Here is a 25,958-nt window from a genome sequence, read left to right as displayed (position 1 = left end):
AACGCTCCTTGGGCAGACGGTATGGATACCAGCCCTCCACCCTACTCCTGTCGCGCTCGCCCGGCATGTGCCGGACGTGGCGTCTATGCGGCGTCCTGCGGCCGGCTCAGACCGTGCCGCGGGTCTTGCCGATCCAGGGCCGGTAGAACTCGCGGATGGCAGCCATGTCGGCCACATCGTCGCCGCTCGGGGTGAACAACGGACCGATGCCGATGGTCTTTTCCGGATAGTGGAAATACGCAGTCAGGATCGGCACGTCGGCCATCCGGGCGATCTTCAGGAAGCCGGCCTTCCAGTCCTTCACCGCCTTGCGGGTGCCCTCGGGGGTGATGGCGAACCACATCTTCTCGTTGTTGCGCAGCAGGTCCACCGCCTGGCCCACCGTGCCCTGTGGCGAGCTGCGATCGAGCGGAATCACGCCCAGCCGGTGCAGCAACGGGCCCAGCGGCCACCAGAACAGCGACGCCTTGCCCAGCACCTTCACCTTCATGCCCAGCGCGATCTTCGCCGCCATGCCCCACAGCCCGTCCCAGTTGGACGAATGCGGGGCGATGATGAAGACCAGCCTGGGGATGTCAGGCAGGGTGCCGGTCACCTTCCAGCCCCCCATGCGCAGGGTGCAGCGCGCCAGCCAGCGCAGGAAGGCGTTGGGTTTGACCTGCGGCATCTGCGGCGGCACGGCCGGCAGCAACGAAGTCGGGTTGTTCAAGCAATCACTCCCAGTCACGTGATGAGCGCCCGCGCTTGATCTGCGCGCGCCCGCGTTTGGCGTCCAGACGACGCAGTTTCGACCCGAGGGTCGGCTTGGTGGCCTTGCGCGGTTTGGGCACGCTCAGCCCGGCCTGGATGAAGGCCGCCAGCCGCTCGCGCGCATCCTCGCGATTGCGATCCTGGGTGCGGAAACGTTGCGCGTCGATGACCAGCACGCCTTCGCCGGTCATGCGCCGGTCACGCCGCGCCAACAGCCGCGCGCGCAACGGTTCGGGCAACGAGGGCGAATTGGCCACGTCGAAACGCAGTTCCACCGCAGTGGACACCTTGTTGACGTTCTGGCCGCCGGCGCCACTGGCGCGCACGAACCGCTCGACGATCTCGCCGTCGGGGATTTCAAGCTGCGCGCTGATGGTGACCGGTCCACTGCCCATCCGCGCATTGTAGCGGCAGCCACGTGGTGGAGTGCGCCATCGCGCCCCGTATGCCGCCGATCAGGCGCCGAACACGCCGCCTTCGCCTGGGCTGCAGGTATGCTGGCGGTCCCATGTACCGCAGGAAGCCCGCATGACCCGCTTCGCACCCGCCCTGCCGTCCCTGCTGCGCCGCGCCGCCCTGCTGCTGGCACTGGCCACGGCCAGCGTCCCGGCCCTGGCCGCCCCGCCGACCGACGGCGACATCAACCGCCTGCTGTCGGCCTCGCGCGCGCAGAGCATGATCGACACCATGGTGCCGCAGATCGAAGCCATGCAGCAGCAGCAGTTCCAGCAGGTGGCCGCACAGCGCCAGCTCACCGCCCAGCAGCAGGAACAGCTGAAGCGGATCCAGGCGCGGACCAGCCAGACCCTGCGCCAGGCCATGTCGTGGCAGCAGCTGCGGCCGATGTACGTGGACCTGTACAAGAAGACGTTCAGCAAGGAAGACGTGCTGGCGATGGCCGAGTTCTACGAGAGCGCGGCAGGCCAGAGCCTGCTGGACAAGACCCCGGCACTGATGCAGAACGTGATGGTGGCCATCCAGGCGCGCATGCAGCCGCTGTTTGCGGACCTGCAGAAAGACCTGGAAGCGATCGTCAACGAGCCGGAAAAGAAATAGCAGGGTGCGCCGGGCCATGCCCGGCCGCTGGCTGTAGAGCCGAGCCCACGCTCGGCTTACCGCAGCAGCATCAGGCGTCGTCCACCTGCCAGCCGAACAGGTCCAGTGCCTTCTGGAACTGGCGGTCCAGCGGCGCACTGACATCCACGTTGCCGCCCTCCGGATGCGGAAAACGCAGGCGCTCGGCGTGCAGCAGCATGCGGTGCACACCCTGCATGCGGAAGATGCGGTTATGGCGCCCATCGCCGTGGCTGGTATCGCCGATCATGTGATGCGAGAGGTGCTTGAGGTGACGGCGGATCTGCCGGAAGCGCCCGGTCTGCGGCTGGCAGCGCAGCAGCGCGTAGCGCGAGCTGCTGAATTCGCCCACCGGCACCGACAGCTCGCCAGTGGCCAGGCGCTGGAAATCGGTGATCGCCGGCTTCTTCACCGGCTTGCCCGGCCCGCCGTCCAGATCATGGTCCACCCGCCAGGACAGCTCGGCCGGCCAGCCTCGGCAGACTGTTAGGTAGTCCTTGGCCACTTCGCCACCCATCAGTGCCTTGCCCAGCGAACTGGCGGTTTTGCGGTCGAAGGCCAGCAGCAGGCAGCCACTGGTGGCCCGGTCCAGGCGGTGCACGAGGAAGATCGGCCGCCCCAGCTGCTCACGCAGGCGGTCGGCCAGGAAATCATCTTCGCCACGGGCCAGCTTGCTGTCGTGGACCATCAGCCCGGCAGGCTTGTTGACCACGGCCAGGCGCTCATCCAGGTGCAGCAGCTGCAGGGGCGCGGTTTCAGTCTCGACCGCGGCGAGGGTGTCAGGTTCGGTACTCACCGCGGGATTATACGGGCGCCCTGATCGGGGTCAGATCCCTTTTCCTGCGGAAAAGGGATCTGACCCCGGGTTTGTGGCGCGGCGGTCAGCCGTTGCGCACGGCCAGCAGTTCGCCGTTGCCCACCGGCACCACGCTGGTGCTGAAGTCCGGATCGGCATCCAGCAGCAGGCACAAGGGTTTCATCTCTTCCGCGTGCGACGTGGCGTTGTCCACCACCAGCAGGCCCCCTGGCCGCAGCACGCGGCGCAGCTGCGGCCACCAGCCGGCGTACTGCCCGCGGTCCGAATCCAGGAACAGCAGGTCGATGCAGCCTTCGCCGGCCTCTGCCAACCACTGCCCGGCATCGCCATGCACCAGCGTGATGTGTGCGGCCAAGCCGCTGCGCGCGAACGTGGATCGCGCCATCGCCACCTTGTCCTCGGCGACTTCCAGCGTGGTCACGTGGCCGTCGATGGCGGCGGCGGCTTCGGCCAGCCACAGCGTGGAGTAGCCATTGGAGGTGCCGATCTCCAGTACCCGGCGTGCGGTGCCGAAACGCACCAGCACCGACAGGAATTCACCGGTATCCGGCGTGATGTTGAGCATGCGCCGAGCGCGCTCGGTTTCATGCGCGTCGTTTTCAGCACCGAAGTGCATCAGTTCGTTCTTCAGCGTCTGCAGCACCGGGTCTATCTCCACCACGCGCGCGCCAGCGCCAGCGCGCCGACGGCACCGGACACCCAGCTCCACATCGGCAGGTCGCCCCAGTACCAGCCCGGCGGCTGCAGCACGTACATCAGCGCGGCGATGGCCAGCAGGCCGACGCCGGTGATCGCGCCGACCGCGCGCTTCTGCAGGCGCTGCACGCTGGCATCCAGCGCAACCAGATCGCGCGAGCGCATCGCCAGCTCGTGGCGCCCCTCCACCTGCTGGGTCAGCCAGGCGTGTACGAGGCGCGGCATGTCCGGCGCGTGGGTCATGATTTCCGGCAACCGCTTGCCGATCTCGCGCACGACCCGGCGTGGGCTGTAGCGCTCGCGCAGGATCTTCGCCAGCACCGGCTTGGCCACCGCCCAGATATCGATCTGCGGATCCAGCTGGCGGCCGACACCTTCGATGTTCAGCAGGGTCTTCTGCAGCAGGATCAGCTGCGGCTGCAGGGTCAGCTGGTAGCGCTGCGCCACGCGGAACAGCTTCATCAGCACTTCGGCCAGCGAGATCTGCGACAGCGGACGGGTGAAGTACGGCTCGCACACCGAACGCACGGCCGCTTCCAGATCATCGATGCGCACGTTGTCCGGCATCCAGCGCGCCTGCACATGCAGTTCGGCGATGCGGCGGTAGTCGCGGTTGAAGATGGCCATGAAGTTCTCGGCCAGGTAGTACTGATCCTCCTGCGACAGCTGGCCCATGATGCCGAAGTCCAGCGCGATGAATCGCGGGTTGGCGCGGCGGGCCGGATCGGTGTCGACCCAGATGTTGCCGGCGTGCGCATCGGCATGGAAGAAGTTGTCGCGGAACACCTGGGTGTAGAAGACCCGCACGCCCTTGGCGGCCAGTGCCTTGCGGTCGATGCCCGCCTTGTCGAGCGCGGCGATGTCGTCGGACGGGATGCCCCACACGCGCTCCAGGGTCAGCGCGCGTTCGGCGGTATGGCTCCAGATCACTTCCGGCACGTACAGGTCGTCGCTGTTCTCCCAGAAGCGGCGCAGCACGCTGGCATTGGCGCCTTCGCGCTGCAGGTCCAGCTCGGCGGCCAGGGTGTTCTCGACTTCGGCCACCACTTCGCGCGGTCGGATCTTGTCGGCACGCGGATGGGTACGCTCGACCAGTGCGGCCAGCGAGTTGAGCAGGGCGATGTCGGCATCGATCTGCTTCTCGATGCCCGGACGCAGCACCTTGACCACCACCTGGCGGCCATCGGCCAGCGTGGCCGCATGCACCTGCGCGATCGAAGCCGACGCCAGTGGTTCGGTATCGAAGCTGGCGAACGCCTCGCTGACCGGCAGGCCAAGCGCTTCCTCGACAATGCGACGCGCGGTGTCACCGTCGAACGGCTTGACCCGGTCCTGCAGCAGGGTCAGTTCGTTGGCCACGTCCGGCGGCACCAGGTCGCGGCGGGTGGACAGGATCTGGCCGAACTTGACGAAGATCGGGCCGAGGTCCTGCAGCGCCAGGCGCAGGCGCGCACCGCGCGACTGTGCGGCGATGTCGGCCGAGGCACGCGGCACGAACGGCTTGGCCAGGCGCAGCCAACGCTCGGCCGGCGTGCCCTGCAGCAGGTCGTCAAGGCGGTAACGCAGGATCACCCGGCCGATGCGGCTCGCCCGCAGCACGGCCTTCATGCGGCACCCCGCAGGCGCTGCACGCGCGCGCCAAGACGCTCGACGTCATCGCGCAGCACGTCCACATCATCATGGAAGGCATCCAGCTCGGCACGCGGCACCACGTCGCGCGACTCCTCGGTGATGAATTCGGCGGCGCTGTGGGCCAGGTCGATCGCACCCTGGCGCGCGTGCTGCAGGGCGCTGCGCAGGGTGTTGGCGACCTGCACGCCCAGTACCTCGCCGAATACGCTGACGAACGGCTGCTGCCAGTCAGGATCGAAGCCCTTGGCCAGCTGCTGCAGGCGCCGCGCCAGTTCGGCGTCACCGGCCACGCGTACACGGCCCTTGTTGTTGGACCCGCCGCGCCGTGCGTTGGCCAGCAGCGGCAGCTGCGCCAGTACGCCGGCCAGGCTGCTGCGCACGGCCAGGTCGGCTTCCTGCGCATCCACCGGGCCGACCCGCAGCTGGTCGCCGTCGACGCTGATGCGCATCGCCAGCGACGGCGCTTCCAGGGTCAGGTCGATGTGCCGGCCATCGAGGCTGGCCAGGGCATGGCGGGTATCCGGATCCAGCGCCAGCGCGCGGTTCAGGGCGATCTGCAGGGCGCGGCCAGCGACCGGCTTGAGGGACTTGAGCAGGGAAAGAGCCATGGGCGCATTCTACCTGCGTGGGTGGGGGGCTTGGGCCGGGCTGCCGCCCGGCACCCGCAGATGCAACAGCCAGGGCAACATCAAAAGCTGGCTATCCGTGGGATGGCGGGGTGGGTCCGGTTGCGGGGGACGCTGCAAGTACGTCCATGTAAGCTCGGTCGCGCCATCCATGGCGCTCACGCCCCCGCAACCGGACCCACCCCGCCTTCGACAGCTTGCTGCGATCTGTCGGGACGGCGTTCTGTGTTGCTGTTGGTGGGTGTCGACCTTGGTCGACACGGCAGATCCACGCCATGCGTGGATGGATATCCGGTTCATCTGTGCCTCACGCGGAGGGCCGATGAAGGTTCATGCTATGAGGCCACGCAACGCACAGGACATCGCATTCCCCATGGCACGGACCCGGGTCGGCATCATCTTCGGGGGCAAGTCTTCCGAGCACGAAGTTTCTCTGCAGTCGGCGAAGAACATCCTCGATGCGCTCGATCGCGAGCGCTTCGATCCGGTGCTGGTCGGCATCGACAAGCAGGGGCAGTGGCACCTGAGCCAGCCGGAGACGTTCCTGATCAATGCCGAAGATCCCTCGTGCATCGCGCTGCACCGCTCCGGCCAGTCGCTGGCGGTCCTTCCCGGTGCCGAGCAGGGGCAGCTGCAGCCGTGCGATGCGGCCAGCGCCTTGGCGCAGATCGATGTGGTGCTGCCGATCGTGCACGGGCCGCTGGGCGAGGACGGAGCGCTGCAGGGCCTGCTGCGCATGGCCAACCTGCCCTTCGTCGGTTCGCCGGTACTGGGCTCGGCAGTAGCGATGGACAAGGACGTGACCAAGCGCCTGCTGCGCGACGCCGGGCTGCAGGTGGCGCCGTGGCTGTGCATCCGCCGCCAGCAGGTGGCGGAAGTGGATGTCGATGCGGTGATCGCCCAGCTTGGCCTGCCGCTGTTCGTGAAGCCGGCCAACCAAGGCTCGTCGGTAGGCGTGAGCAAGGTCAAGGATGCGGCGGGCTTTGCCGGAGCGCTGGCATTGGCGCTGCGCTACGACCACAAAGTGCTGGTGGAATCGGCGGTGATCGGCCGCGAGATCGAGTGCGCGGTGCTGGGCAACGAACATCCGCAGGCCAGCCTGTGCGGCGAGGTAGTGGTGCACGACGAGTTCTACGCCTACGACACCAAGTACATCAACACCGATGGTGCCGAAGTGGTGGTACCCGCGGATATCGATGCTGCAACCCAGGCACGCATCCAGCAGATCGCGCTGCGGGCCTACCAGGCGCTGGAGTGTGCCGGCATGGCACGCGTGGATGTGTTCCTCACCGCGGGCGGCGACATCATCATCAACGAGGTCAACACGCTGCCCGGCTTCACCCGCATCAGCATGTACCCGAAGCTGTGGGGTGCCAGCGGCGTGGACTACACCACGCTGATCACCCGCCTGATCGAGCTGGCGCTGGAGCGCCATGAAGCCGATCGCGAACTGCAGAGCGCTGTATAGCGTTGTTATCGCCCGCAGAGTCGAGCATGGCTCGACTCTGCGGAAAGTGATACCGGCCAGCGGCCGGCACTACCAGCTAGCCTCGCTTGCGGAACATCGAGATCACCGCAAGGATCAGGAACACTACGAACAGGATCCAGGCGATGTTCGTTGCGGCGCCGGCAATTCCGGAGAAACCCAGAACGGCGGCGATGATGGCGATGACAAAGAAGATGATGGCGTAGTGCAGCATGGCGCTCCTCGCGGGTGGTCGAGCCTTGGATGGCGTGGGTCCATCCTCCCGATCCTGCGGTGTGCAACCAGTGATGGCGATCTATGCAGCAGATGAAGCCTTCAGCCTGCGCAGCCCTTCTTCGATGCTGACCTGCGGCACGTAGCCGAAGTCACGGCGCGCCGGTTCCATGCTGTACCAATGCGGCGTGCACAGCTGCTCGGCCAGGAAGCGGGTCAGCGGCGGCTCGCCGCGCAGGCGCAGCAGCGGCCACAGCCGCTCGCAGACGGCGCCGATGCGGTAGGCGGTCTTGAAGCTGATCGCCTTGTCCACGGATGGCGCACCCACCGCAGCCAACAGCTTGTTCACCAGCTCGCGCATCGGCAACGGCTCGCCGTTGGAGATGAAGTAGGCCTTGCCCGCACACGCAGCGCCCGGTGCCAGGGCGTCAAAGGCGAGGAAGTGCGCCAGCGCGGCGTTGTCGATGTAGGTGGTATCGACCTTGTTGTTGCCATCGCCCACCAGGCGCAGGCGTCCCTGCCGCGCACGCTCGGCCAGCCTCGGCACCAGCTGCTGGTCACCGGGGCCCCAGATCAGGCGCGGACGCAGCGCCACCGTCGCCAACGCTGCATCGTTGGCGGCCAGCACGCGCTGTTCGGCGATCGCCTTGGTGGCCGCATACGGCGCCTGGAAATCTTCGCCGTACGGCACCTCGTCAGCCCCCAGGCCTTCCACCGGGTGCGTGGCACGATGGGTCACGCTGGGCGTGGAGGTGTAGACCAGCCGGTTGATGCCATGCGCGCGGCAGGCCGCGAGGACGTTGTCGGTGCCGACCACGTTGGCCTGGTGGTAGCTGTCATAGCTGCCCCATGCGCCGGCCTTGGCGCCGTTGTGGAACACCGCATCGACGCCGGCCACCGCATGCAGCACCGCCTGCGCATCGGCCAGATCACCGCGGATCTGGCCCACGCCCATCGCCTGCAGTTCCGGGTAATGACTGCGGTTGAACGCCAGCACCTGGTGGCCACGCTCGACCAGCCCGCGGCACAGCGCCTGCCCAAGGAAACCACCGCCACCGGTGACCAGGATCTTCATGCGCGCTTCTCCAGTTCGGCGCTGGCCCAGACGGCGAGCTTTTCGCGGCCGATCTTGGCGTTGTGACGGATATCGACGGGGAACGCCGGATGCACCAGGAAGTGCTGCAGGCCGGCCTCCGGCAGGCGGGCGGCGGCGTGCGCACGCAGCGCTTCCTGCAGCGCCGGGCTGTCGGACTGGCCGCGCTGCAGCTCCACGCACAGCACCGGCACCTGCGCGCCGGCGGCGCCGACGCCGACCAGTGCCGTGCGCGCCACGCCGGCCACGGTGTTGAACACCGGCTCGACCTGCTCGGTGTACAGCGGCCCGCGCGCGGTTTCCACGCGTTGCGTCTTGCGCCCGCAGAACCACAGGCGGCCCTGCACATCGAAATAACCGACGTCGCCCATGCGATGCACCACGCGGGTGCTGCCGTCGGCCAGCGTCTCGCGGATCTTCGCCGCCGCGGTGGCCTGCGGGCGGTTGAAGTAGCTGTCGGTGGCGGTCGGCCCGGCCACGGTGATTTCCCCCACTTCCCCCACCGCCAGCACGCGCGCCTGCGACCAGTCCGGCAGCGGTGCGTCGTCGATGGCGATGATGCGCACCTCGTTGGGGGCCACCACGCTGCCCACGCAGGTGCCGGCACCGGCCTCGGTCGCCGCACGGGTGCGCTCCAGTTCGCGGCCTTCGACCACCGCCACCGGCAGGCACTCGGTGGCGCCATAGGGGGTCCAGAACTGCGCATCGGCCGGCAGCAGGCTGCGGATGGTGGCGACCACGTCCGGCGGCACCGGTGCCCCGGCCGAGGTCACCCGGGTCACCGTCGGCAGTGGCCGCCCGTGCCGAGCCAGCACCCGCATCAGCGCTGGCGAGCCGAACAGCTGGGTCACGCCGAAGCGCTGGATCGCATCGTGCAGGCGTCCCGGGTCGGCCTGCGCCGGCCGCGTCGGGTCCATGTCCGGGATCACCGAAGTCAGGCCCAACGCCGGGTCGAACAGCGCGAACGGTGGGAAGGTCGGCAGGTCCACCCCACCCGCTTCCATGCCGAAGGCACTGCCCAGCAACTGGATCTGGCCGACGAAGTGGCGGTGGCGGTAGACCACGCCCTTGGGCACGCCGGTGGAGCCGCTGGTAAACAGGATCGCCGCCATGTCCTCGCCATCGGTGTCGGCCAGCATCGGCCCAGCGCTGGCGCCAGCGCGCTCCAGCGTGGCCAGCGTGGTGCCGCCCCAGCCGAGGCGGCGGCCGACCGTCACCAGCCGGGTGGCCGACGGCGCCCAGCGCAGCACCAGCCTCGCCACATGCGCCAGCGGAATGCCGATGAAGGCCTGCGGCTGCGCCTCGTCCAGGCACTGCTTCAGCGCGCGCCGGTCGATGCCCGGATCGACCAGCACCGGCACTGCGCCCAGCTTGAACAGCGCGAACATCAGCAGGAAGAACTCCGGAGAAGGCCGCACCATCACCACCGTGCGCACGCCACGGCCGATCCCGTAACCGGCCAGGCCGGCGGCCATGGCATCACTGCGGGCGTCCAGCTGACGGTAATCGAGGGTGACATCGTAGGCGGCCATGCCGTTGCCGGCGCCGCGGCGGCCGGGGCAGCGGATGGCGATCTGGTCGGGGCGTTCACGCGCCAGTTCAGGCAGCCGTGCGGCGATATTGCAGGGTCGGTTCATCCGTTCATTGTCGCCGCTTACGGAATTTCTTGCGCGGCGGCCCACTTCGTGGAAAATCCGCTCCCTCGTTCCTGATTCCGACTGCCGCCCGAGGCGGCTTGCCCATGCAACATCCCTGCATGACCTGCGGCGCCTGCTGCACCCAGTACCGCGTGGCCTTCCACTGGATGGAATCGGACGAGGTCACCCCCGGCGGCGTGCCGCATCAGCTCACCGAGGTGCTGGATCCGCACCGCCTGTGCATGCGCGGCACCCATTCCAAGCCGGTGCGCTGCGTCGCGCTGGATGCGCAGATCGGCGTGTATTCACGCTGCACCATCCACCCCAACCGGCCCAGCGTGTGCCGTGAGGTGGATGCATCGTGGGAATACGGCAAGGCCAGCCCGCAGTGCGACAAGGCGCGCATTGCCTATGGCCTGGATCCGCTGACGCCGGCCGACTGGCGTTGGCGCGATGACGCCGACAATGACGACGATCATCCAGACGACAACGGCAACAGCCCGTCCTCGCCGCCGCAGGCACCGGTCGCCGCATAATCCGGTGTGCCGACCAACGGTCGGCACCCACCCATACCTTCCACTTGTGGGTGCCGACCGTTGGTCGGCACACCTCTCAGATCGGGTTGGCGTCCAGGAACGCGCGGATCTCCGGTACCAGCACTTCGTGCTTGTCTTCCAGCACATAGTGGCCGGCGTCCTCGAAGGCATGCACATGGGCCTGCGGCAGTGCGGCCTGGAAACCCTTCAGGAAATGATGGTCGAACACGAAGTCACGCAGGCCCCAGCCGAGGAAGGCCGGGCGGTCGGCGAACGAGGGCAGTGCCTTGCCGGCACGCTCCAGCAGCGACCAGGCCTTGTCAGCCGGCGACAGCGGGATGTCCTGCATGAAGCGGATGGTGCTGATGCGGTTGGCCCAGCTGTTGTACGGCGACACGTAGGCGCGGCGCACATCGGCCGGCATCCTGCGCTCCACGCCAAGCCAAGAGGCCCCGGACGAGAACGCGTTGAAGCTGCGGATGATCCACTCGCCGATCTTCCAGTGGCGACCCAGCGCGATCTGCCACGGCATCTTCTTCGCCGCCGGCATCGGGAAGGCAGCGGTGTTGAGCACGACCAGGCGCTTCACCTGGTCGTGGTGCGACAGCGCCCAACCGAACCCGATCATGCCGCCCCAGTCGTGCACGGCCAGGGTCACCGGGCCGGTGATGCCCAGGTGCTTCAGCAGCGCATCAAGATCGTCCACGCGCGACTGCAGCGTGTATTCATAGCGGCTGTCATCGGGCTTGTCCGACAGGCCCATGCCGATGTGGTCCGGCACGATGCAGCGGTACCTGTCCGACAGGCCGGCCACCAGCGTGCGCCAGTAATAGCTCCACGACGGGTTGCCGTGCACCATCACCACCACCTCGCCATCGCGCGGGCCCTCGTCGAGATAGTTCATCGACAGGCCGGGGCGGACCTCGAAGCGCTGCGGGTGGGCGGGGTAACCGGGAAGATCGCGCATGCGGAGCACCTAAGGAGAGTCGCGGCGCAATGTAGAGCCGAGCCGTTGCTCGGCTGCTCTCCGGTCCGCTGCGGAAGAGCCGCGCTGCGCGCGTGAGCCGAGCATGGCTCGGCTCTACAGGAGGTCGGGCAACGGGCTGCTTACCAGACCACTTCAGCCATCGAGCAGTTCAGGCCCGAGCCAATACCCAGAAGCGCGATGCGATCGCCCTTCTTCAGCTTGCCCAGCTGCTTGAGTTTGCTCAGTACGATCGGCACCGAGGCCGGGCCGATGTTGCCGTGCTCGCCGAAGATGGTCATGACCTTCTTCGGGTCGATGCCGAAGTTCTTGATGAACGCGGCGGTGTGCGGCTGGCTGACCTGGTGGATCACGAACTGGTCCAGCTCCTCCACGGCCCAGCCGAGTGCGATCTTGGCGGCGCTGAAGGTCTTCTGCGCCAGCTTGATGCCTTCGATCAGCAACAGGCGGGTGTCGGTGACCATGCGGTCCAGGTTGCCCAGGCACAGCTGGTTCCACTCGGTGGCCGAGCGGGTCACGCCGCCCTTGTAGCGCGGCGCGTCCGGCACCAGCTCCGCGCGCGCCATCACCATCGCGGCGGCGCCCGACCCAGTGGTCAGCGCGGCCAGCTCGTTGCGGAAGTCGTCGGCGGTGACGTCCGGGGCGGTCATGCGCTCCAGGGTCTTCTCGTACACCAGGTTGGCGGTCTCGCCGTCCACCACCAGCGCGTAGTCGATATCACCGCGCTCGATCATGCGCGCCGCGATGTCCATGCCGTTGATGAAGGCCAGGCAGGCGTTGGCGACGTCGAAGGTCATGCATTCGTCGCTGACACCGAGGTTGCCCGACACGATGGAGGCCGTGGACGGCTCCAGGTAGTCGCGGCTGACCGAGGTGTTGACCAGCAGGCCGACCTGGGTCGCGGTGATGCCCGCGTCTTCCAGTGCCTTGCGGCCGGCCATGGTGGCGGCGTCCGACGCCAGCACGCCGTTGTCCCACAGGCGGCGGGCGTGGATGCCGGCGATGTCGCCGAGCACATCGGTGCGGATACCCAGGCGATCCAACGTCGGCTGCAGGCGTTCGTTGATTTCCTTGGTCGTCAGCGTATGCGGTGCGTCGACGTGTGCCAGGCCGGCGATCGAGACATTCTTGAAGAGCATCGAGGTTAGCGCCAAGGCTCAGGCAAAAGGGGGCGCTATTCTATAACCCCCGGGCTTTCACCGCATCTTTACGAATTCAGCCTCGGCCGTATGGTGAAGCGTTCAGCGCGGTGGGCACTGGAACGCGGCGAAGCGCTGGCTGCCATCGGCGGGGGCCGCAGCGGCCTGGACGGCATTGGCGCCGGCGCTCGGGGCCTCGTTGCGGGCCAGGGTTTCCAGCTCTTCCTGCACCCGCAGCGGGTTGCGGTTGTAGAAGCCGACCTTGCTCTTAACGGTGACCACCACCTCGCCCTTGGCGATGCAGCCGGCCGGAACCGGCCCTGCCGGCAGCACGCGGGTTGCCTTGCCGGCCGGTTCGATCGGCACCCAGGTACAGGCGGTGACGGTGAGCAGCAGGGAGGAAAGCAGCAGAACGCGCATGGGCAGATCCTGGAAGGGTATGGGGGGATTCTGCCTGAACAGCCTGAATCGGGGGTAGCCGGGGCCGGGGTCAGAGCCCCCTGTGGGGGATCCGACCCCAGATCGGCAGAGGGGGCGGATCCCCCGCAGGGGGCTCTGACCCCGGATGCATGACGGGGTTGCCGGCCAGCGGCCGGCACTACCTGGGGAGGCCTGCCCGCCGGGGGCGGGCAGGCACATCCCTTATTTCTTGACCGGGTTGCCTTCGGCGTCGATCACCGTCACCTCGCCCAGGTTCAGCGCGCGCACGGCCGCTTCGGTCTGCTTGAGGTCACCCACCACCACCCAGGTCAGGGCCTGCGGCTTGATCTCGGCGGCGGCCTGCTGCACCTGCGCCGGGGTCATCGCCTCGATCTCGGCCTTGCGCCGCAGCACGTAATCGTCCGGGCGCTTGAACTGCACGATCGAACCGATGGTCGACGCCACCGCACTGGCGGTCTCGTAGGCACCGGGCAGGCTCAGGGTCTGGATGTTGCGGATGCGGTTGACCTCGGCAGCGGTGGCCGGCTTGCTGCCATCGGCGAACGCGGCGATTTCCTTGCGCATTTCCGCCAGTGCCGGGCCGGTCTTGTCGATCTGCACCGGCGCGCTGGCCATCCACGGGCGCTGGCCCACCGAATTGACCGCGCTGCTGCGCGCACCGTACGACCAGTGCTTGTCCTCGCGCAGGTTCATGTTCAGGCGCGAGGTGAAGTCGCCGCCGATCACGCCGTTGGCGATGTCGAAGCGGGTCGAACTGGTGGCGCTGGAAGGTGCCACCACCTGGCCGGCAAACAGGTTGGCCTGTACCGCGCCCGGCTGGTCGATCAGGAACACGCGCGGGCCCTTCGGCAGCGCAACGTCGGTGGCCGCCTTCACCTGCGGGGCCTCGCCACTGGCCTTCCAGTCGCCCAGCTGCTTGTCCAGCAGCGGCACGATCTCGGCCAGGGTGGTGTCGCCGACCACGATCAGGGTGCCGTTCTGCGGGCGCAGCCAGTCGTGGTGGAAGTCGACCAGGTCCTCGCGGGTCAGGCCGTTGATCGCCGCCTCGTCACCGCTACCGGTAAACGGAATGGCATACGGGTGGCCCTTGCCGTACAGCAGCGGGGGCAGCACGCGCATCGCCACCGCACCCGGGTTGACCTTCTCCTGCTGGATGCCAGCGATCCAGCTCGCCTTGACCCGGTCGATCTCGCCCTGCTCGAAGCGCGGCTCGCGCAGCAGGTCGCGGTACAGCGCCAGCGACGGCACCAGGTTTTCCTTCAGCGCCGACAGGTCCACGCTCATCGAGTCCAGGCCGGCCGAAGCATCCAGGCTGGCGCCCAGCGCATCCGCGGCGTCGGCGAAGGCCAGCGAGCCCAGCTTGCCGGCGCCTTCGGTCATCAGGCTCATGGTGAAGTTGGCGGTGCCCGGCTTGCGGCCCTGGTCGGCACTGAAGCCGCCCGGGAACTGGTAGCTGAACTGCACCACCGGAATCTCGTGGCGCTCGGCCAGGATCACCTGGGTGCCGTTCTTCAGCGTGGCGCGCTGCAGCGCCGGGAACTTCAGCTGCGGGAAGTCGCGGGTCTGCGGCACGCCGGCCTTGCGGTCGACCTGCTCGGGCAGGGTGCTGTACTTCGGGTCCACCGCCGGCACGGTGAACGGCTTCGGCGCCTGGCTCGGGTCTTCCTTCAGCGCCACGCGCTCACCCGGTGCGATCACCAGGGTGTGGCTGCCCTTGTCCAGCCACTGCGCGCCGAGCCGGCTCAGATCAGCAGCACTGGCCTTCTCGATGTTGGCCAGCGAGGTACGGAAGCAGCCCGGGTCGCCGGTGAACACCGCACATTCTGCAAGGGCGTCGGCCTTGCCGCCGAAGCCACCGATGCGCTCGATGCCGCGGATGAAGCCGGCGCGGGCACCGGTCTTGGCACGCTCCAGTTCGGCCGCGGTCGGGCCCTGCTTGATCAGCCGGTCCAGTTCCTCGTCGATGATCTTCTCGACCTTGGCCGGGTCCTGGCCCTGCTTGACCGTCGCCATGATCACGAAGTTCGAGCCCAACTGCGAGGTCGACAGGCCCGACGCGATGCTGTCCACCAGCTTGTCCTGGTGCTGCAGGCGCTGGCTCAGGCGCGAAGACTTCGCACCGCCCAGCACCTGCGCGAACAACTGCAGCTGATCGACCTCGATGGTGCCGACCTGCGGCACGTTCCAGGCGCGGTAGATGCGCGCCTGCGGCACCTTGTCGGTCATCGTCTCGCGCGTGTCGGCACTACGCTTGGCCACGTTCACCGCCGGCTGCGCCATGGTCGGGCCGGCCGGGATGCTGCCGAAGTACCTGGCGACCTTTTCCTTGGCGGTGGCCAGGTCGATGTCGCCGGCCAGCACCAGCACCGCGTTGTTCGGGCCGTACCAGGTACGGAACCAGGTCTTCACGTCATCCAGCGACGCCGCGTTCAGATCGTTCATCGACCCGATCACGCCGTGGTGGTACGGGTGGCCCACCGGGTACAGCGCCTTGTTGAGCTGGTCCCAGGCCTGGCCGTAGGGCTGGTTCTCGCCCTGGCGCTTCTCGTTCTGCACCACGCCACGCTGCTCGTCCAGCGCGGCCTGGTCGATCGCACCGACCAGATGGCCCATGCGGTCCGATTCCATCCACAGTGCCATGTCCAGCGCGGTGGTCGGCACGTTCTCGAAGTAATTGGTGCGGTCGGTGTTGGTGGTGCCGTTCTGGTTGGTGGCGCCCACCTGCTTGAACGGCTCGAAGAACTCGCCGTCGTGGTTTTCGCTGCCCTGGAACATCAGGTGTTCGAACAGGTGCGCGAAGCCGGTACGGCCAGCCGGCTCGTCCTTGCTGCCCACGTGGTACCAGACGTTGACCGCAACGATCGGCGCCTTGCGATCGGTATGCACGATCACGCGCAGGCCGTTGGGCAGGGTGAACTGCTCATACGGGATATCGACCTTGGCCGGTGCGGCCGGCTTGGCCGCCAGCGCATGGGAAGGCACAAGCGTGCCCAGGGCGGTGCTGAGGGCGACAGCCAGCAGTGCAGCGCGCGGGCGAAGGGCGAGAGACATATCCGGATCCTTGGTCACATAGGTGAACCTCGATCCTAGCCTGCGCACGCGGCGGCCGGAATCGGTCGCCAGTCACTGGGGGTGTTTGCCCAGATGGCCATCCTGCCCGACGCCCACGGGTGTTCTTGAAACGTCACAGACGCCGGCTGAAGGCGTCCGGACAGTGTCCGCGGCTTATCGAATGGACAGGTGTCCGCCCACCGGACACTTTCGGGACCACCGAAAACCCTTGCAAATCAATAACTAAAAGTTGGCACGCGGATTGCTTGGTACTTCCTGCGCCAGGAAGGGCTTCAGACAAAAGCTGACTGAAGAATGAACAAATGCAGGAAATCGAAAATTTCTCTTGCATGCCCAGAATTGGTGTACTACCTTACTACCACACCACTACTCACCAACACTAAACAGGCCCCGTCATGAACGCCAAGACCATTGCCATCGCCATCGCCCTGATCGCCGGCACCGCGGTTGTTTCGTCGGTGCAGGCCTCCGAATCGATCACGACCCTGTCCACCGTGCAGGTTCGCCCTGCCGCCGACCAGCTGGCCCAGCAGGCCTGGGAACAGGCCAGCGGCATCCCGACCCTGGCCACCGTGGAAGTGCGCCCCAGCGCCGACCAGCTGGCTGAGCGCAACGGCTACGTCGCCACCCCGGTCGCCGCCGCGATGCCGATCACCACCCTGGCCTCGGTGGAAGTGCGCCCGAGCCTGGAACAGCGCGTCGCCCTGGCCGCCGAACTGGAAGCCCAGCGCTACGCCGCCACCCTGGCTGCCGCTGCCACCAACGTCGCCAACTCGGTCATCGTCAATCTGCCAGCCCTGCAGGTGCGTCCGAGCGCTGCCGACCTGCAGGCCCTGGCCACCGAAACCGCCCAGGTCCTGCTGCGCCCGTAACCGGTGCCGCCCTGCCCCGCGCAGGGCGTGCGCCGTAAAGGCGGCGGTCGTCGCAGGTACACTGCGCCGATGAATGCCGCGCCCCAGTTCCACGTGATCCTGTTCCAACCGGAAATCCCGCCCAACACGGGCAATGTGATCCGGCTCTGCGCCAACACCGGCGCGCAGCTGCACCTGGTCGAGCCACTCGGCTTCGCACTGGAAGACAAGCAGCTCAAGCGCGCCGGGCTGGACTACCACGAGTACTCGCGCCTGCAGGTGCACCCCGACCTGGACACCGCGCTGGCGCGGATCGCACCGAATCGGTTGTTCGCACTCAGTACCCGCGCCAGCGTGCGCTACGACAGCGTGGCCTTTGAAGAGCGCGATGCGTTCCTGTTCGGCCCGGAAAGCCGTGGCCTGCCGCAGGACGTGCTCGATGCACTGCCGGATGGCCGCCGCCTGCGCCTGCCGATGCGGCCGGACAACCGCAGCCTCAATCTTTCCAACACCGTTGCCGTGGTGATGTACGAGGCGTGGCGGCAGCATGGGTTTGCCGGTGGGGCGTAGCTCACGTGCGTCACTTTCTTTGCTCGCGCAAAGAAAGTAACCAAAGAAACGCGCCGCCATCGGCGAGCCGGTGCTGCGCACCGGTACCCTGCGCTCCTCGGCCCGCCGGGGGACGGCGCGGAACTCGCTGCGCTCAGACACCCGCGCCTCTTCGCCCCCGCCGGACCTGTGGTGCTCGGCTCGCTTCAAGGCGGACCCAACAGCCGCGCGGTAAATCCACGCCATGCGTGGATGCCTTCCGCCTGGATCAATCAGGAGTGGGCGCCCTTGCGTTGCCCGGGGCGCGTGCACCCTACCTGGCAATGCCGGCCAGCGGCCGGCACTACCGATGCACTCAGAACGCGTTGATGCCGGTCAGTTCGCGGCCGATCACCAGCTGGTGCACGGTCTCGGTGCCCTCGTAGGTGATCACCGATTCCAGGTTCAGCGCGTGGCGGATCGCCACGTGCTCGGTGGTGATCCCAGCCCCACCGAGCAGATCGCGACACTCGCGGGCGATATCGATGGCCATGCGGCAGTTGTTCCACTTGGCCAGGCTGACCTGCTGCGGCTGCAGCTGGCCGGCTTCCTTCAGGCGGCCCAGCTGCAAGGCCAGCAGCTGCGCGGTGGTGATGCGGCGGGCCATCTCGGCCAGCTTGATCTGCGCGCTCTGCGTGGCCGCCAGCGGACGACCAAACAGCACACGCTCCTTGGCATAGCCCAGCGCTTCATCCAGGCAGGCAATCGCCGCACCGATCGGCCCCCAGCTGATGCCGTAACGGGCCTGGGTCAGGCAGCCCAGCGGCCCCTTCAGGCCCTTCACGTTCGGCAGGCGATGGCTGTCGGGCACGCGCACGTCATCGAAGAACAGCGCACCGGTCAGCGACGCGCGCAGGCTCATCTTGTGCTTGATTTCCTGCGTCGTGAACCCGGCCATGCCCTTCTCCAGAACGAAGCCCTGGATGCCATCCTCGGTCTGCGCCCAGACGATGGCCAGGTCGGCCACCGGGCCGCTGGTGATCCACATCTTGCTGCCGCTGATGCGCCAGTCACTGCCGTCGCGCACCGCGCGGGTCTTCATGCTGGCCGGGTCGGAACCACCGTGCGCCTCGGTCAGGCCGAAGCAGCCGATCAGTTCGCCGCGTGCCATCGCCGGCAGCCACTGCTGGCGCTGTTCCTCGCTGCCGTACGCGTAGATGGGATACATGCACAGCGAGCTCTGCACCGAAACGAAGCTGCGCAGGCCCGAATCCCCGCGCTCCAGCTCCTGGCAGATCAGGCCATAGCTGACCGCGCCGAGGCCACCGCCGCCGTACTCGGTCGGCAGGGTCGCGCCCAGCAGGCCCAACGAGGCGATCTCCGGCACCAGTTCGTCGGGGAAGCGGGCCTGGTCGAAAGCATCGCCGATGATCGGCAGCACGCGCTCGTTGGTGAAGCGGGCGACGCTCTCCTGCACTGCGCGCTCTTCCTCGTTGAGCAGGGAACGGACATCGAACAGATCGTACGGATGCAAAGCCATGGCACTCACACGCAGTCAGGACCCGGCCATTGTCGGTCATCCGGGCAGAGCGTGCCGACCAAGGTCGGCACCCACCAGAGATGCACCGCTACGCTGCAATGCAGCAATCATGACGTGAACATGGCCGATCTAGCTCGATCACGCGCGGCCCGGTACCCTGACACATTCAAACAACCGTTTCGCCCGTGGCCGCACGCGCGATTCCCAGGCACCGCCGGTGGCCCCGATGCCGGCCCTACCCACGAGTCATGCAATCGATGAGCGCTGAAGCCAACGCCCTGCCCCCGCGTGAAGTAATGGAATTCGACGTGGTGATCGTCGGTGCCGGCCCCGCCGGCCTGGCCACCGCGATCCGGCTGCGCCAGCGCGCGATCGAAGCCGGCCGCGAGCTGTCGGTGTGCGTGCTGGAGAAGGGTTCCGAACCGGGCGCGCACGTGCTGTCCGGCGCGGTGATGGATCCGCGCGCGCTGACCGAGCTGTTCCCGGACTGGGCCGAGCGCGGCGCACCGCTGAAGCAGAAGGTCACCCGCGACGAATTCCTGTTCCTCAGCGAGACCGGCGCGCGCAGCACCCCCAACGCGCTGCTGCCGGAGTGCTTCCACAACGAAGGCAACTACATCATCAGCCTGGGCGAAGTGACCCGCTGGCTGGCGCAGCAGGCCGAGGCGCTGGAGGTTGCGATCTTCCCTGGCTTCGCCGCTGCAGAAGTGCTGTACGGCGACAACGGCGAGGTCATCGGCGTGGCCACCGGCGACATGGGCATCGAGAAGGACGGCAGCATCGGTCCGGCCTTCGAGCGTGGGATGGCGCTGCACGCCAAGTACACGATCTTCGCCGAAGGTGCGCGCGGCCACCTCGGCCGCCAGCTGATCGCCCGCTACAAACTGGACGAAGGCAAGGACCCGCAGGCCTACGGCATCGGCATCAAGGAGCTGTGGCAGATCGACCCGGCCAGGCATGAGCCGGGCCTGGTGGTGCATGCGGCTGGCTGGCCGCTGGACAGCGACACCTACGGCGGCGCGTTCCTGTACCACGCCGACGGCGGCAAGGTCGCCATTGGTTACGTGGTCGGCCTGGACTACAGGAACCCGTGGCTGAGCCCGTTCGAGGAGTTCCAGCGTTTCAAGACCCATCCCTCCATCCGCAAGCACCTGGAGGGCGGCACCCGCATCGGTTACGGCGCCCGTGCGATCACCGCCGGCGGCCTGCTGTCGCTGCCGAAGACGGTGTTCCCCGGGGGCGCGCTGGTCGGCTGCGAAGCCGGCTACCTCAACGCCAGCCGCATCAAGGGCAGCCATGCCGCGATCAAGACCGGCATGCTGTGCGCCGACGCCGCGTTCGACGCGCTGGCCGCCGATCGCCAGCACGATGAACTGAGCGCCTACCCGAAGGCGTTCGAAGCCAGCTGGCTGTTCACCGAACTGCAGCAGGCCAAGAACTTCAAGCAGTGGTTCAAGAAGGGCCAGACCGTTGCCACGCTGATGACCGGCGTGGAGCAGTGGCTGCTGCCGAAGCTGGGGGTGCGCAACCCGCCGTGGACCCTGCACCGCACCCAGCCGGACCACGCCTGCCTGGAGCCGGCGTCGCAGCACACCCGCATCGCCTACCCCAAGCCCGATGGCGTGCTGACCTTCGATCGTCTCAGCTCGGTGTTCCTGAGCAGCACCAACCACGACGAGAACCAGCCCAGCCACCTGACGCTGAAGGATCCGAGCATTCCGGTGAAGGTGAACCTGGCCGAGTACGCCGGTCCCGAAGCCCGTTACTGCCCGGCCGGCGTGTACGAGTTCGTCGGCGACGCCGACAACGCGCGCCTGCAGATCAACGCGCAGAACTGCGTGCACTGCAAGACCTGCGACATCAAGGATCCGACCCAGAACATCGTCTGGGTGACCCCGCAGGGCGGCGGCGGCCCGAACTACTCGGGCATGTGATCGCCCCGGGCTGCGACCGCGTGTCGCAGCCCGGCCGCTCCACCGCACCGCTATCCTGCCCGCCCATGCGTGCCTCCCGCCTGCTCACCACCGTTGCCGTGGCCCTGCTTGCCACGGCCTGCCAGCGCCCGCCTGCGGCGCCGGCCACGCCTGAACAGGCCCGGCAGCAGGCCATGCAGCGCGCGTTCGAACTGTGCGCCGGCTGCCACACCGTGCAGCCTGGCGGCATCCACCGTTTCGGCCCCAACCTGCACGGCGTAATCGGCCGTCGCGCCGGCAGCCTGCCCGATTACGGCTATTCCGACGGCATGCGCCGCGCCGACATCACCTGGAGCGCGCAGACCCTGGACGCGTTCCTGCAGTCGCCCACCCACGTGGTGCCCGGCACGCGCATGTACAACGCCTTTCCCAGCGCCGAACGCCGCGCGCTGGTGATCGCCTACCTGCAACAGCAGTCGGCTCAGTGACCCAGTCGCTGCAGCTGGTGCTGCAGGCGCTCCACGAACGCCGTTACAGCGGCGAACACCGGTGCCGGATCGGCCTCGGTCGCATCCTGCAGGCGCTCGACCAGCGCGTTGGCCTGCCCGGCCAGTGCGCTTGCCCCGATCGCCCCCAGACCGCCCGCCTGGCGATGCAGGTGGAGCGCCGCAGTCTCGCGGTCACCGGCCCGCACGGCGCGCTGCACCGCCGCCAGATCACTTTCACTGGCCTGCAGCAGGCTGTCGCGCAGCTGCTCGGCCACGACGCGCGAGCCATAGCGCTGCTGCAGGGTGGCCAGATCAGGCAGCACTTCAGCGTCGTCGGCGACAGTCTCCTGCACGGGCGCATCGAACGACTGGCCCTGTGCCTGCGGCAGCCAGCGCAGCAGCGCGGTGCGCAGCGTGGCCAGCGACAGCGGCTTGGCCAGCACCTCGTCCATGCCGGCCTCGCGGCAGCGGCGCGCATCGTCGTCCAGCACGCTGGCGGTCAGCGCCAGCACCGTCAGCCGCGGCTGGCCGGTACGGCCCTCGCGCTCGCGCAGCAGGCGGGTGAAACCGAAGCCGTCGAGTACCGGCATGCGGCAGTCGGTAATGACCAGATCGAAGGCCTCCGATGACAAGCGGTCCAGTGCCTGCTGGCCATCGCCCAGCAGCACATGGGGTACGCCCAGCTGCTGCAGCCGCCACGCCATCATCGCCTGGTTGGTCGGGTGATCCTCGATCACCAGCACGCGTGCCTCGCGCAGCGCCGGCGGCAGCAGCGCCGCCTGCTCCTGCTCCGCAACCAGCGCTTCAACGTCACCCCTGCCTGCCTGCACCAGCGCCAGCCGCACCTCGGCGCGGGTGCCCTCGCCCAGCGTGCTGTGCAACTCCAGCTCGCCGCCCATCATCTGCACCAGGCGCTGGCAGATGCTCAGGCCGAGGCCGGTACCACCATGGTCGCGCTGGATGTAGGCACCGGCCTGGGTGAACGGCGCAAACAGGTGCTGCAGCTGTTCCGGTGCGATCCCGGTGCCGGTGTCGGTGACGCTCAGGCACAGCGGCTGGCTGCCGTCTTCGGCGGTCGGGCCCAGTACCTCCAGCTGCAGCCGCACTTCGCCGCGTGCAGTGAATTTGATGGCATTGCTGAGCAGGTTGAATACGATCTGGCGCAGGCGCACGCCATCCACTTCGTGCGCTGCCGCCAGCTGAGGGTCGATCTGCACGTGCAGCTCCAGCCCGCGTGCACTGGCCTGCGCCGACATCAACCGGCACACGCTTTCCAGCAGGGGCCGCAGCGGTTGCGGCACCGGCTCCAGGCGCAGTGCACCCGCTTCCAGCCGCGAGTAATCGAGGATGTCGTCGAGAATCTGCCGCAGCATCTGCGCCGAATCCTCGATCACGCCGAGGATGCGCTGCTGCTCGCTGTCCAGCGGTGAGTGCGCCAGCACCTCCAGCATGCCCAGCACGCCGCTCATCGGCGTACGGATCTCGTGGCTCATCGTGGCCAGGAAACGCGATTTGGCCTCAGCGGCCTGCTCGGCGTCCGCCTTCGCCGCCGCCAGTGCATCGGCCTGCATCCGGGCTTCGCTTACATCCACCCAGTACCCACTCCAGATCACCGCGCCTTCTTCGGCGGCGTAGGGATGGGCCTGGCTGCGCACCCAGCGCACGCCTTCCCCGTCGCTGCGCAGGCGGAACTCCAGGATCAACGGCGCGAACTGGTGCGCGGCCTGCTCGATGGAATGCAGGATGCGCGCGCGGTCCTCCTGCTCGACGCATTCCAGCAACACCCTCGCATCCTGTTCGGCCTGCTGCCGGGTAATGCCGAACAACGCAGGCAGGTCGCCGGCGATGAACGGGAAGCTCAGCGTGCCATCGGCATCGCGACGGGCCTGGTAGACCACCGCCGGCAGGTTGTCGGTCACCTCGGCCAGGCGCTGCTCCAGCTGGCGGCGTCCGGCCACCTCACGGCGCAGCCGCCAATGGCCCACGCCATGCACCAGCAGTGCGGTCAGCAGCACCATCAGCACGGGCACGCCCCACCGCAGCAGATTGCTCCAGTCGACCCCATTGCGGTACTCCACCGCCAGCCAGGCGCTGCGCAGCGCCTCGCGCTTGCGTGGGGTCATCTGCAGCAGCAGGCGATCGAAGGTCGTGGCCAGGGCCGCATGGCGGCGATCCACTGCCAGCGCCAGCTGGTCGTTGAAACCGGCCGGAGCCGCGACCTGCATCCGCCCCGGGAAACGACTGCGCAGCAGGTGATCGACCACGGCAAGGTTGCCGACATAGGCATCGGCTTCACCCTCAAGCAGGCGCTGCAGCGCCTGCTCGGCACTCCGCGCAGCAATGATCCGGGCCTGCGGCGCCTGTTGCTGCACATAGCCACGCACGCGCTCCGGGTCGGACAGCAGCACGCGCTTGCCCTGCAGGTCGGCCAGGCCCAGCAGCGACTCGCCATCGCTCCTGACCACAATCACGTTCGGCACGCTGATGAAGGGCTGGCTGAACACCCAGTCCGGGCCCAGGTAGCGCGAATCAACGGGTATGCCCATCACCGCCTGCAGTTCACCGCGGCGGGCCTTCTCACGCACCTCGTACCAGTCGTGGCTGTTCTCGACCTTCAGGTTGGCGCCGGCCTGCATCAGGCGCTGCAGGTACTCGCTGGCCAGGCCACTGGGCCGGCCATCCTCGCCGGTGAACGACAGGGGCGCGGCATTCGGCGCGAAACCGATCATCAGCGGCTGCTCCAGCACACGCTTCTCGGCCTGGCTCAGCGCCAGCTGCGCCGATGCCGACCAGTGCGGCGGTGACAACCAGCGTTGTGCGAGGGCATCGCGCTGGGCCTGGCTGGTCGCGGCCAGCGCCAGGTCCAGGGCTTCGGCCAGGGGTTGCTTGCTGTTGGGAATGCCGAAGTGCAACCGTTCAGGGGGCAGGTCGCTCGGCCGCAACAGCGCCACGCCCTGCAGGCGCCGGCTGGCAATCAGCTCGGTGGCGACGAAGGCATTGCCGATGTAGACGTCCGCTTTGTCGTCTCTGACCATCTGCAATGCGCTCAACGTGTCATTTGCGACAAGCTGGCGGGCACGCGGGAATCGGGCGCGCACCTGCGGACCGGTCAGGAAGTCCTGTTCGATCACCACCCTCAGCCCATCCAGGTCCGGCATGTCGGAGGCACGCAGGTCATCGGGCCGGCCCACCAGTGCGAGCGGCGCCTCACTGTAGGCGGCGGTATAGACCATGCAGCGGGTGCGGTCGGCACTGAGGCCGACATTCATCACCACGTCGATCTCGCCACGACATGCCGCATCCAGCACGGATGTCCAGTCCGGATAGCGGCGCGCCTCGACCTTCACACCGAGCTGGCGAGCAAGATGCGACAGGTAGTCCGGTCCCAGCCCGACCTGCTCGCCATCACGGAGGGACTCGAAGGGCGGCCAGCCGCTGTCATACTGCCCGACAACGATGGTCGGATGCGCCACCAGGTATTCGCGCTGCAACGGGCTGAGCGGCAGCAGGCCAGGGGCCGGCTGTGCCTGGGCCAGGGGCAGCGCCAGCACCGCCAGCAGCAGGAGCAGCCCGCGAACAGCCCACCTACGCATCTGCGTCGATCTCCTAGAATCCTGCCAGGGACCGCGATGGTCGCGGTCCGGCGTGCCCGATGGCCATACTAGAGCATGAGCTTGCGCATCATCATCGCAGACGATCACCCCGTGGTCCGTATCGGTACCCGCGCCGTCATCGAGTCGAGCGGCGTCGGCCGCGTGGTCGGCGAGGCCGACAGCGCGCAGGCGCTGATGACCCTGCTCGCCAGCCAGCCCTGTGACCTGCTGGTCACCGACTACTCCATGCCGGGCAGCCCGCAGGCCGACGGCTTCGCCATGATCGGCATGATCCGCCGCCGCCATCCCGACCTGCCGGTGCTGATGCTCAGCGTCTCCAGCAACCTGGCGATCCTGCGCATGGTGCTCGACAGCGGCGTGCTCGGCCTGGTCGACAAGAGTTCGTCGATGGACGAACTGCCACAGGCCATCCAGTCGGTCTACCGCGGCCAGCCCTACATCAGCCGCAGCCTGCGCGAGCGGGTGGAAGCGGCCGGCAGCTGGCGCATGCGCGAGGGCGACGGCAAGCCGCTGTCCCCGCGCGAGGTGGAGGTGCTGCGCTTGCTCGGCACCGGCATGACGGTAAAGGAGATTTCGCTGCTGCTGCACAAGAGCGTCAGCACCATCAGCCGGCAGAAGGGCGATGCGATGCTCAAGCTTGGGCTGAAGGGCGATGCCGAATTGTTCGACTATCTGCGTGACGGGAAAATTTGAGACGCGATTCACAATAATCGCACCAGCAACAATGCGAGGTCGAAGGAATCGACCGGCGCATGTCCGGCCGCCAGCCGCGTCACCGTGGAGACGCGGGCCGCCAGCGGGCAGAGCCTGGCGCTTCGCCGCGGTGC

23 protein-coding genes are annotated in these 25,958 nt (G+C 67.8%); 8 read left to right on the top strand and 15 right to left on the bottom strand.

Annotation, left to right across the window (positions count from 1 at the left end; all coding sequences use genetic code 11):
- Window positions 1-106 precede the first annotated feature (106 nt).
- Together ACZ75I_RS00810 and arfB are read right to left on the bottom strand one after the other, a co-directional pair.
- Window positions 107-709 (bottom strand): lysophospholipid acyltransferase family protein, encoded by a 603-nt coding sequence (locus ACZ75I_RS00810; RefSeq protein ID WP_049413619.1) that lies wholly within the window; start codon window positions 707-709, stop codon window positions 107-109.
- A 4-nt stretch (window positions 710-713) separates the two neighbouring features.
- Window positions 714-1,145, bottom strand: coding sequence for an alternative ribosome rescue aminoacyl-tRNA hydrolase ArfB (gene arfB, locus ACZ75I_RS00805; RefSeq protein ID WP_005420755.1), 432 nt, complete (start codon window positions 1,143-1,145; stop codon window positions 714-716).
- A gap of 133 nt (window positions 1,146-1,278) precedes the next feature.
- Between arfB and ACZ75I_RS00800 the strand changes: the two genes are divergently transcribed.
- The gene (locus ACZ75I_RS00800) at window positions 1,279-1,806 is read left to right on the top strand and encodes a DUF2059 domain-containing protein (protein ID WP_061480255.1); all 528 of its coding nucleotides are present in this window, start codon (window positions 1,279-1,281) and stop codon (window positions 1,804-1,806) included.
- A gap of 70 nt (window positions 1,807-1,876) precedes the next feature.
- Here ACZ75I_RS00800 and ACZ75I_RS00795 read toward each other — a convergent pair whose 3' ends face one another.
- The 4 genes from ACZ75I_RS00795 to ACZ75I_RS00780 all read right to left on the bottom strand — a co-directional run bounded on the left by ACZ75I_RS00795 (window position 1,877) and on the right by ACZ75I_RS00780 (window position 5,577).
- A complete protein-coding gene (locus ACZ75I_RS00795; protein WP_472958577.1) occupies window positions 1,877-2,620 on the bottom strand; it encodes a pseudouridine synthase in 744 nt (247 codons plus the stop codon).
- Between the two features lie 85 nt (window positions 2,621-2,705).
- The gene (locus ACZ75I_RS00790; RefSeq protein WP_061479392.1) at window positions 2,706-3,257 is read right to left on the bottom strand and encodes an O-methyltransferase; all 552 of its coding nucleotides are present in this window, start codon (window positions 3,255-3,257) and stop codon (window positions 2,706-2,708) included.
- Between the two features lie 32 nt (window positions 3,258-3,289).
- Window positions 3,290-4,945: a ubiquinone biosynthesis regulatory protein kinase UbiB gene (gene ubiB / locus ACZ75I_RS00785; protein WP_061479344.1), complete on the bottom strand. Its 1,656-nt coding sequence runs from the start codon at window positions 4,943-4,945 to the stop codon at window positions 3,290-3,292.
- The gene (locus ACZ75I_RS00780; protein ID WP_472958576.1) at window positions 4,942-5,577 is read right to left on the bottom strand and encodes a ubiquinone biosynthesis accessory factor UbiJ; all 636 of its coding nucleotides are present in this window, start codon (window positions 5,575-5,577) and stop codon (window positions 4,942-4,944) included. The genes ubiB and ACZ75I_RS00780 overlap by 4 nt, the downstream gene beginning before the upstream one ends.
- 391 nt (window positions 5,578-5,968) lie before the next feature.
- Here ACZ75I_RS00780 and ddlA point away from each other — a divergent pair, with 391 nt between their 5' ends.
- Complete coding sequence (gene ddlA, locus ACZ75I_RS00775; RefSeq protein ID WP_472958575.1) at window positions 5,969-7,063, top strand: D-alanine--D-alanine ligase; 1,095 nt, start codon at window positions 5,969-5,971, stop codon at window positions 7,061-7,063.
- 76 nt (window positions 7,064-7,139) lie between these two features.
- Here ddlA and ACZ75I_RS00770 read toward each other — a convergent pair whose 3' ends face one another.
- From ACZ75I_RS00770 to oleC, 3 genes are all read right to left on the bottom strand, one after another.
- Entirely contained in the window at window positions 7,140-7,295 is a 156-nt protein-coding gene (locus tag ACZ75I_RS00770) for a DUF1328 domain-containing protein (protein WP_005407633.1), read from the bottom strand.
- 81 nt (window positions 7,296-7,376) lie between these two features.
- Window positions 7,377-8,369: a 2-alkyl-3-oxoalkanoate reductase gene (oleD, locus tag ACZ75I_RS00765; protein ID WP_180870009.1), complete on the bottom strand. Its 993-nt coding sequence runs from the start codon at window positions 8,367-8,369 to the stop codon at window positions 7,377-7,379.
- A complete protein-coding gene (gene oleC / locus ACZ75I_RS00760) occupies window positions 8,366-10,024 on the bottom strand; it encodes an olefin beta-lactone synthetase (RefSeq protein WP_242894437.1) in 1,659 nt (552 codons plus the stop codon). Before oleC ends, oleD begins: the two co-directional genes overlap by 4 nt.
- A 104-nt stretch (window positions 10,025-10,128) precedes the next feature.
- Between oleC and ACZ75I_RS00755 the strand changes: the two genes are divergently transcribed.
- Entirely contained in the window at window positions 10,129-10,560 is a 432-nt protein-coding gene (locus tag ACZ75I_RS00755; RefSeq protein WP_005407630.1) for a YkgJ family cysteine cluster protein, read from the top strand.
- A 76-nt stretch (window positions 10,561-10,636) separates the two neighbouring features.
- Here ACZ75I_RS00755 and ACZ75I_RS00750 read toward each other — a convergent pair whose 3' ends face one another.
- The 4 genes from ACZ75I_RS00750 to ACZ75I_RS00735 form a co-directional block, all read right to left on the bottom strand.
- Complete coding sequence (locus ACZ75I_RS00750; protein ID WP_346476323.1) at window positions 10,637-11,527, bottom strand: alpha/beta fold hydrolase; 891 nt, start codon at window positions 11,525-11,527, stop codon at window positions 10,637-10,639.
- A 140-nt stretch (window positions 11,528-11,667) separates the two neighbouring features.
- A complete protein-coding gene (locus ACZ75I_RS00745) occupies window positions 11,668-12,684 on the bottom strand; it encodes a 3-oxoacyl-ACP synthase III (RefSeq protein ID WP_005420782.1) in 1,017 nt (338 codons plus the stop codon).
- Window positions 12,685-12,786: 102 nt separating this feature from the next.
- Entirely contained in the window at window positions 12,787-13,104 is a 318-nt protein-coding gene (locus tag ACZ75I_RS00740) for a DUF4156 domain-containing protein (RefSeq protein ID WP_005407628.1), read from the bottom strand.
- A gap of 222 nt (window positions 13,105-13,326) precedes the next feature.
- Window positions 13,327-16,176, bottom strand: a complete 2,850-nt coding sequence (locus ACZ75I_RS00735; protein WP_180870014.1) for a M16 family metallopeptidase — start codon at window positions 16,174-16,176, stop codon at window positions 13,327-13,329.
- 416 nt (window positions 16,177-16,592) lie between these two features.
- Here ACZ75I_RS00735 and ACZ75I_RS00730 point away from each other — a divergent pair, with 416 nt between their 5' ends.
- Window positions 16,593-17,069 carry an XAC0231 family protein gene (locus ACZ75I_RS00730; protein WP_005420793.1) on the top strand — a complete coding sequence of 159 codons (477 nt, stop codon included), beginning with the start codon at window positions 16,593-16,595 and terminating at the stop codon, window positions 17,067-17,069.
- A 69-nt stretch (window positions 17,070-17,138) separates the two neighbouring features.
- Window positions 17,139-17,618, top strand: coding sequence for a tRNA (cytidine(34)-2'-O)-methyltransferase (locus ACZ75I_RS00725; protein ID WP_472958574.1), 480 nt, complete (start codon window positions 17,139-17,141; stop codon window positions 17,616-17,618).
- A gap of 334 nt (window positions 17,619-17,952) precedes the next feature.
- Here the strand turns inward: ACZ75I_RS00725 and ACZ75I_RS00720 are convergent, their stop codons facing one another.
- Window positions 17,953-19,116, bottom strand: coding sequence for an acyl-CoA dehydrogenase family protein (locus ACZ75I_RS00720; protein ID WP_024956299.1), 1,164 nt, complete (start codon window positions 19,114-19,116; stop codon window positions 17,953-17,955).
- A gap of 257 nt (window positions 19,117-19,373) precedes the next feature.
- Between ACZ75I_RS00720 and ACZ75I_RS00715 the strand changes: the two genes are divergently transcribed.
- Together ACZ75I_RS00715 and ACZ75I_RS00710 are read left to right on the top strand one after the other, a co-directional pair.
- Complete coding sequence (locus ACZ75I_RS00715) at window positions 19,374-21,050, top strand: electron transfer flavoprotein-ubiquinone oxidoreductase (protein WP_061479353.1); 1,677 nt, start codon at window positions 19,374-19,376, stop codon at window positions 21,048-21,050.
- Between the two features lie 65 nt (window positions 21,051-21,115).
- A complete protein-coding gene (locus ACZ75I_RS00710) occupies window positions 21,116-21,517 on the top strand; it encodes a c-type cytochrome (protein WP_053497753.1) in 402 nt (133 codons plus the stop codon).
- Here ACZ75I_RS00710 and ACZ75I_RS00705 read toward each other — a convergent pair.
- A complete protein-coding gene (locus ACZ75I_RS00705) occupies window positions 21,511-25,110 on the bottom strand; it encodes an ATP-binding protein (RefSeq protein WP_472958573.1) in 3,600 nt (1,199 codons plus the stop codon). The genes ACZ75I_RS00710 and ACZ75I_RS00705 overlap by 7 nt on opposite strands.
- A 75-nt stretch (window positions 25,111-25,185) precedes the next feature.
- On the opposite strand from ACZ75I_RS00705, the gene ACZ75I_RS00700 reads away from it, so the two are divergent.
- Window positions 25,186-25,824, top strand: a complete 639-nt coding sequence (locus ACZ75I_RS00700; RefSeq protein ID WP_005420808.1) for a response regulator — start codon at window positions 25,186-25,188, stop codon at window positions 25,822-25,824.
- Window positions 25,825-25,958: the final 134 nt, after the last annotated feature.

This window comes from Stenotrophomonas sp. X (genome assembly GCF_055721025.1).
The sequence above is the reverse complement of the archived record's forward strand: the minus strand, read 5'-3'. Positions and strand labels throughout refer to the sequence as shown.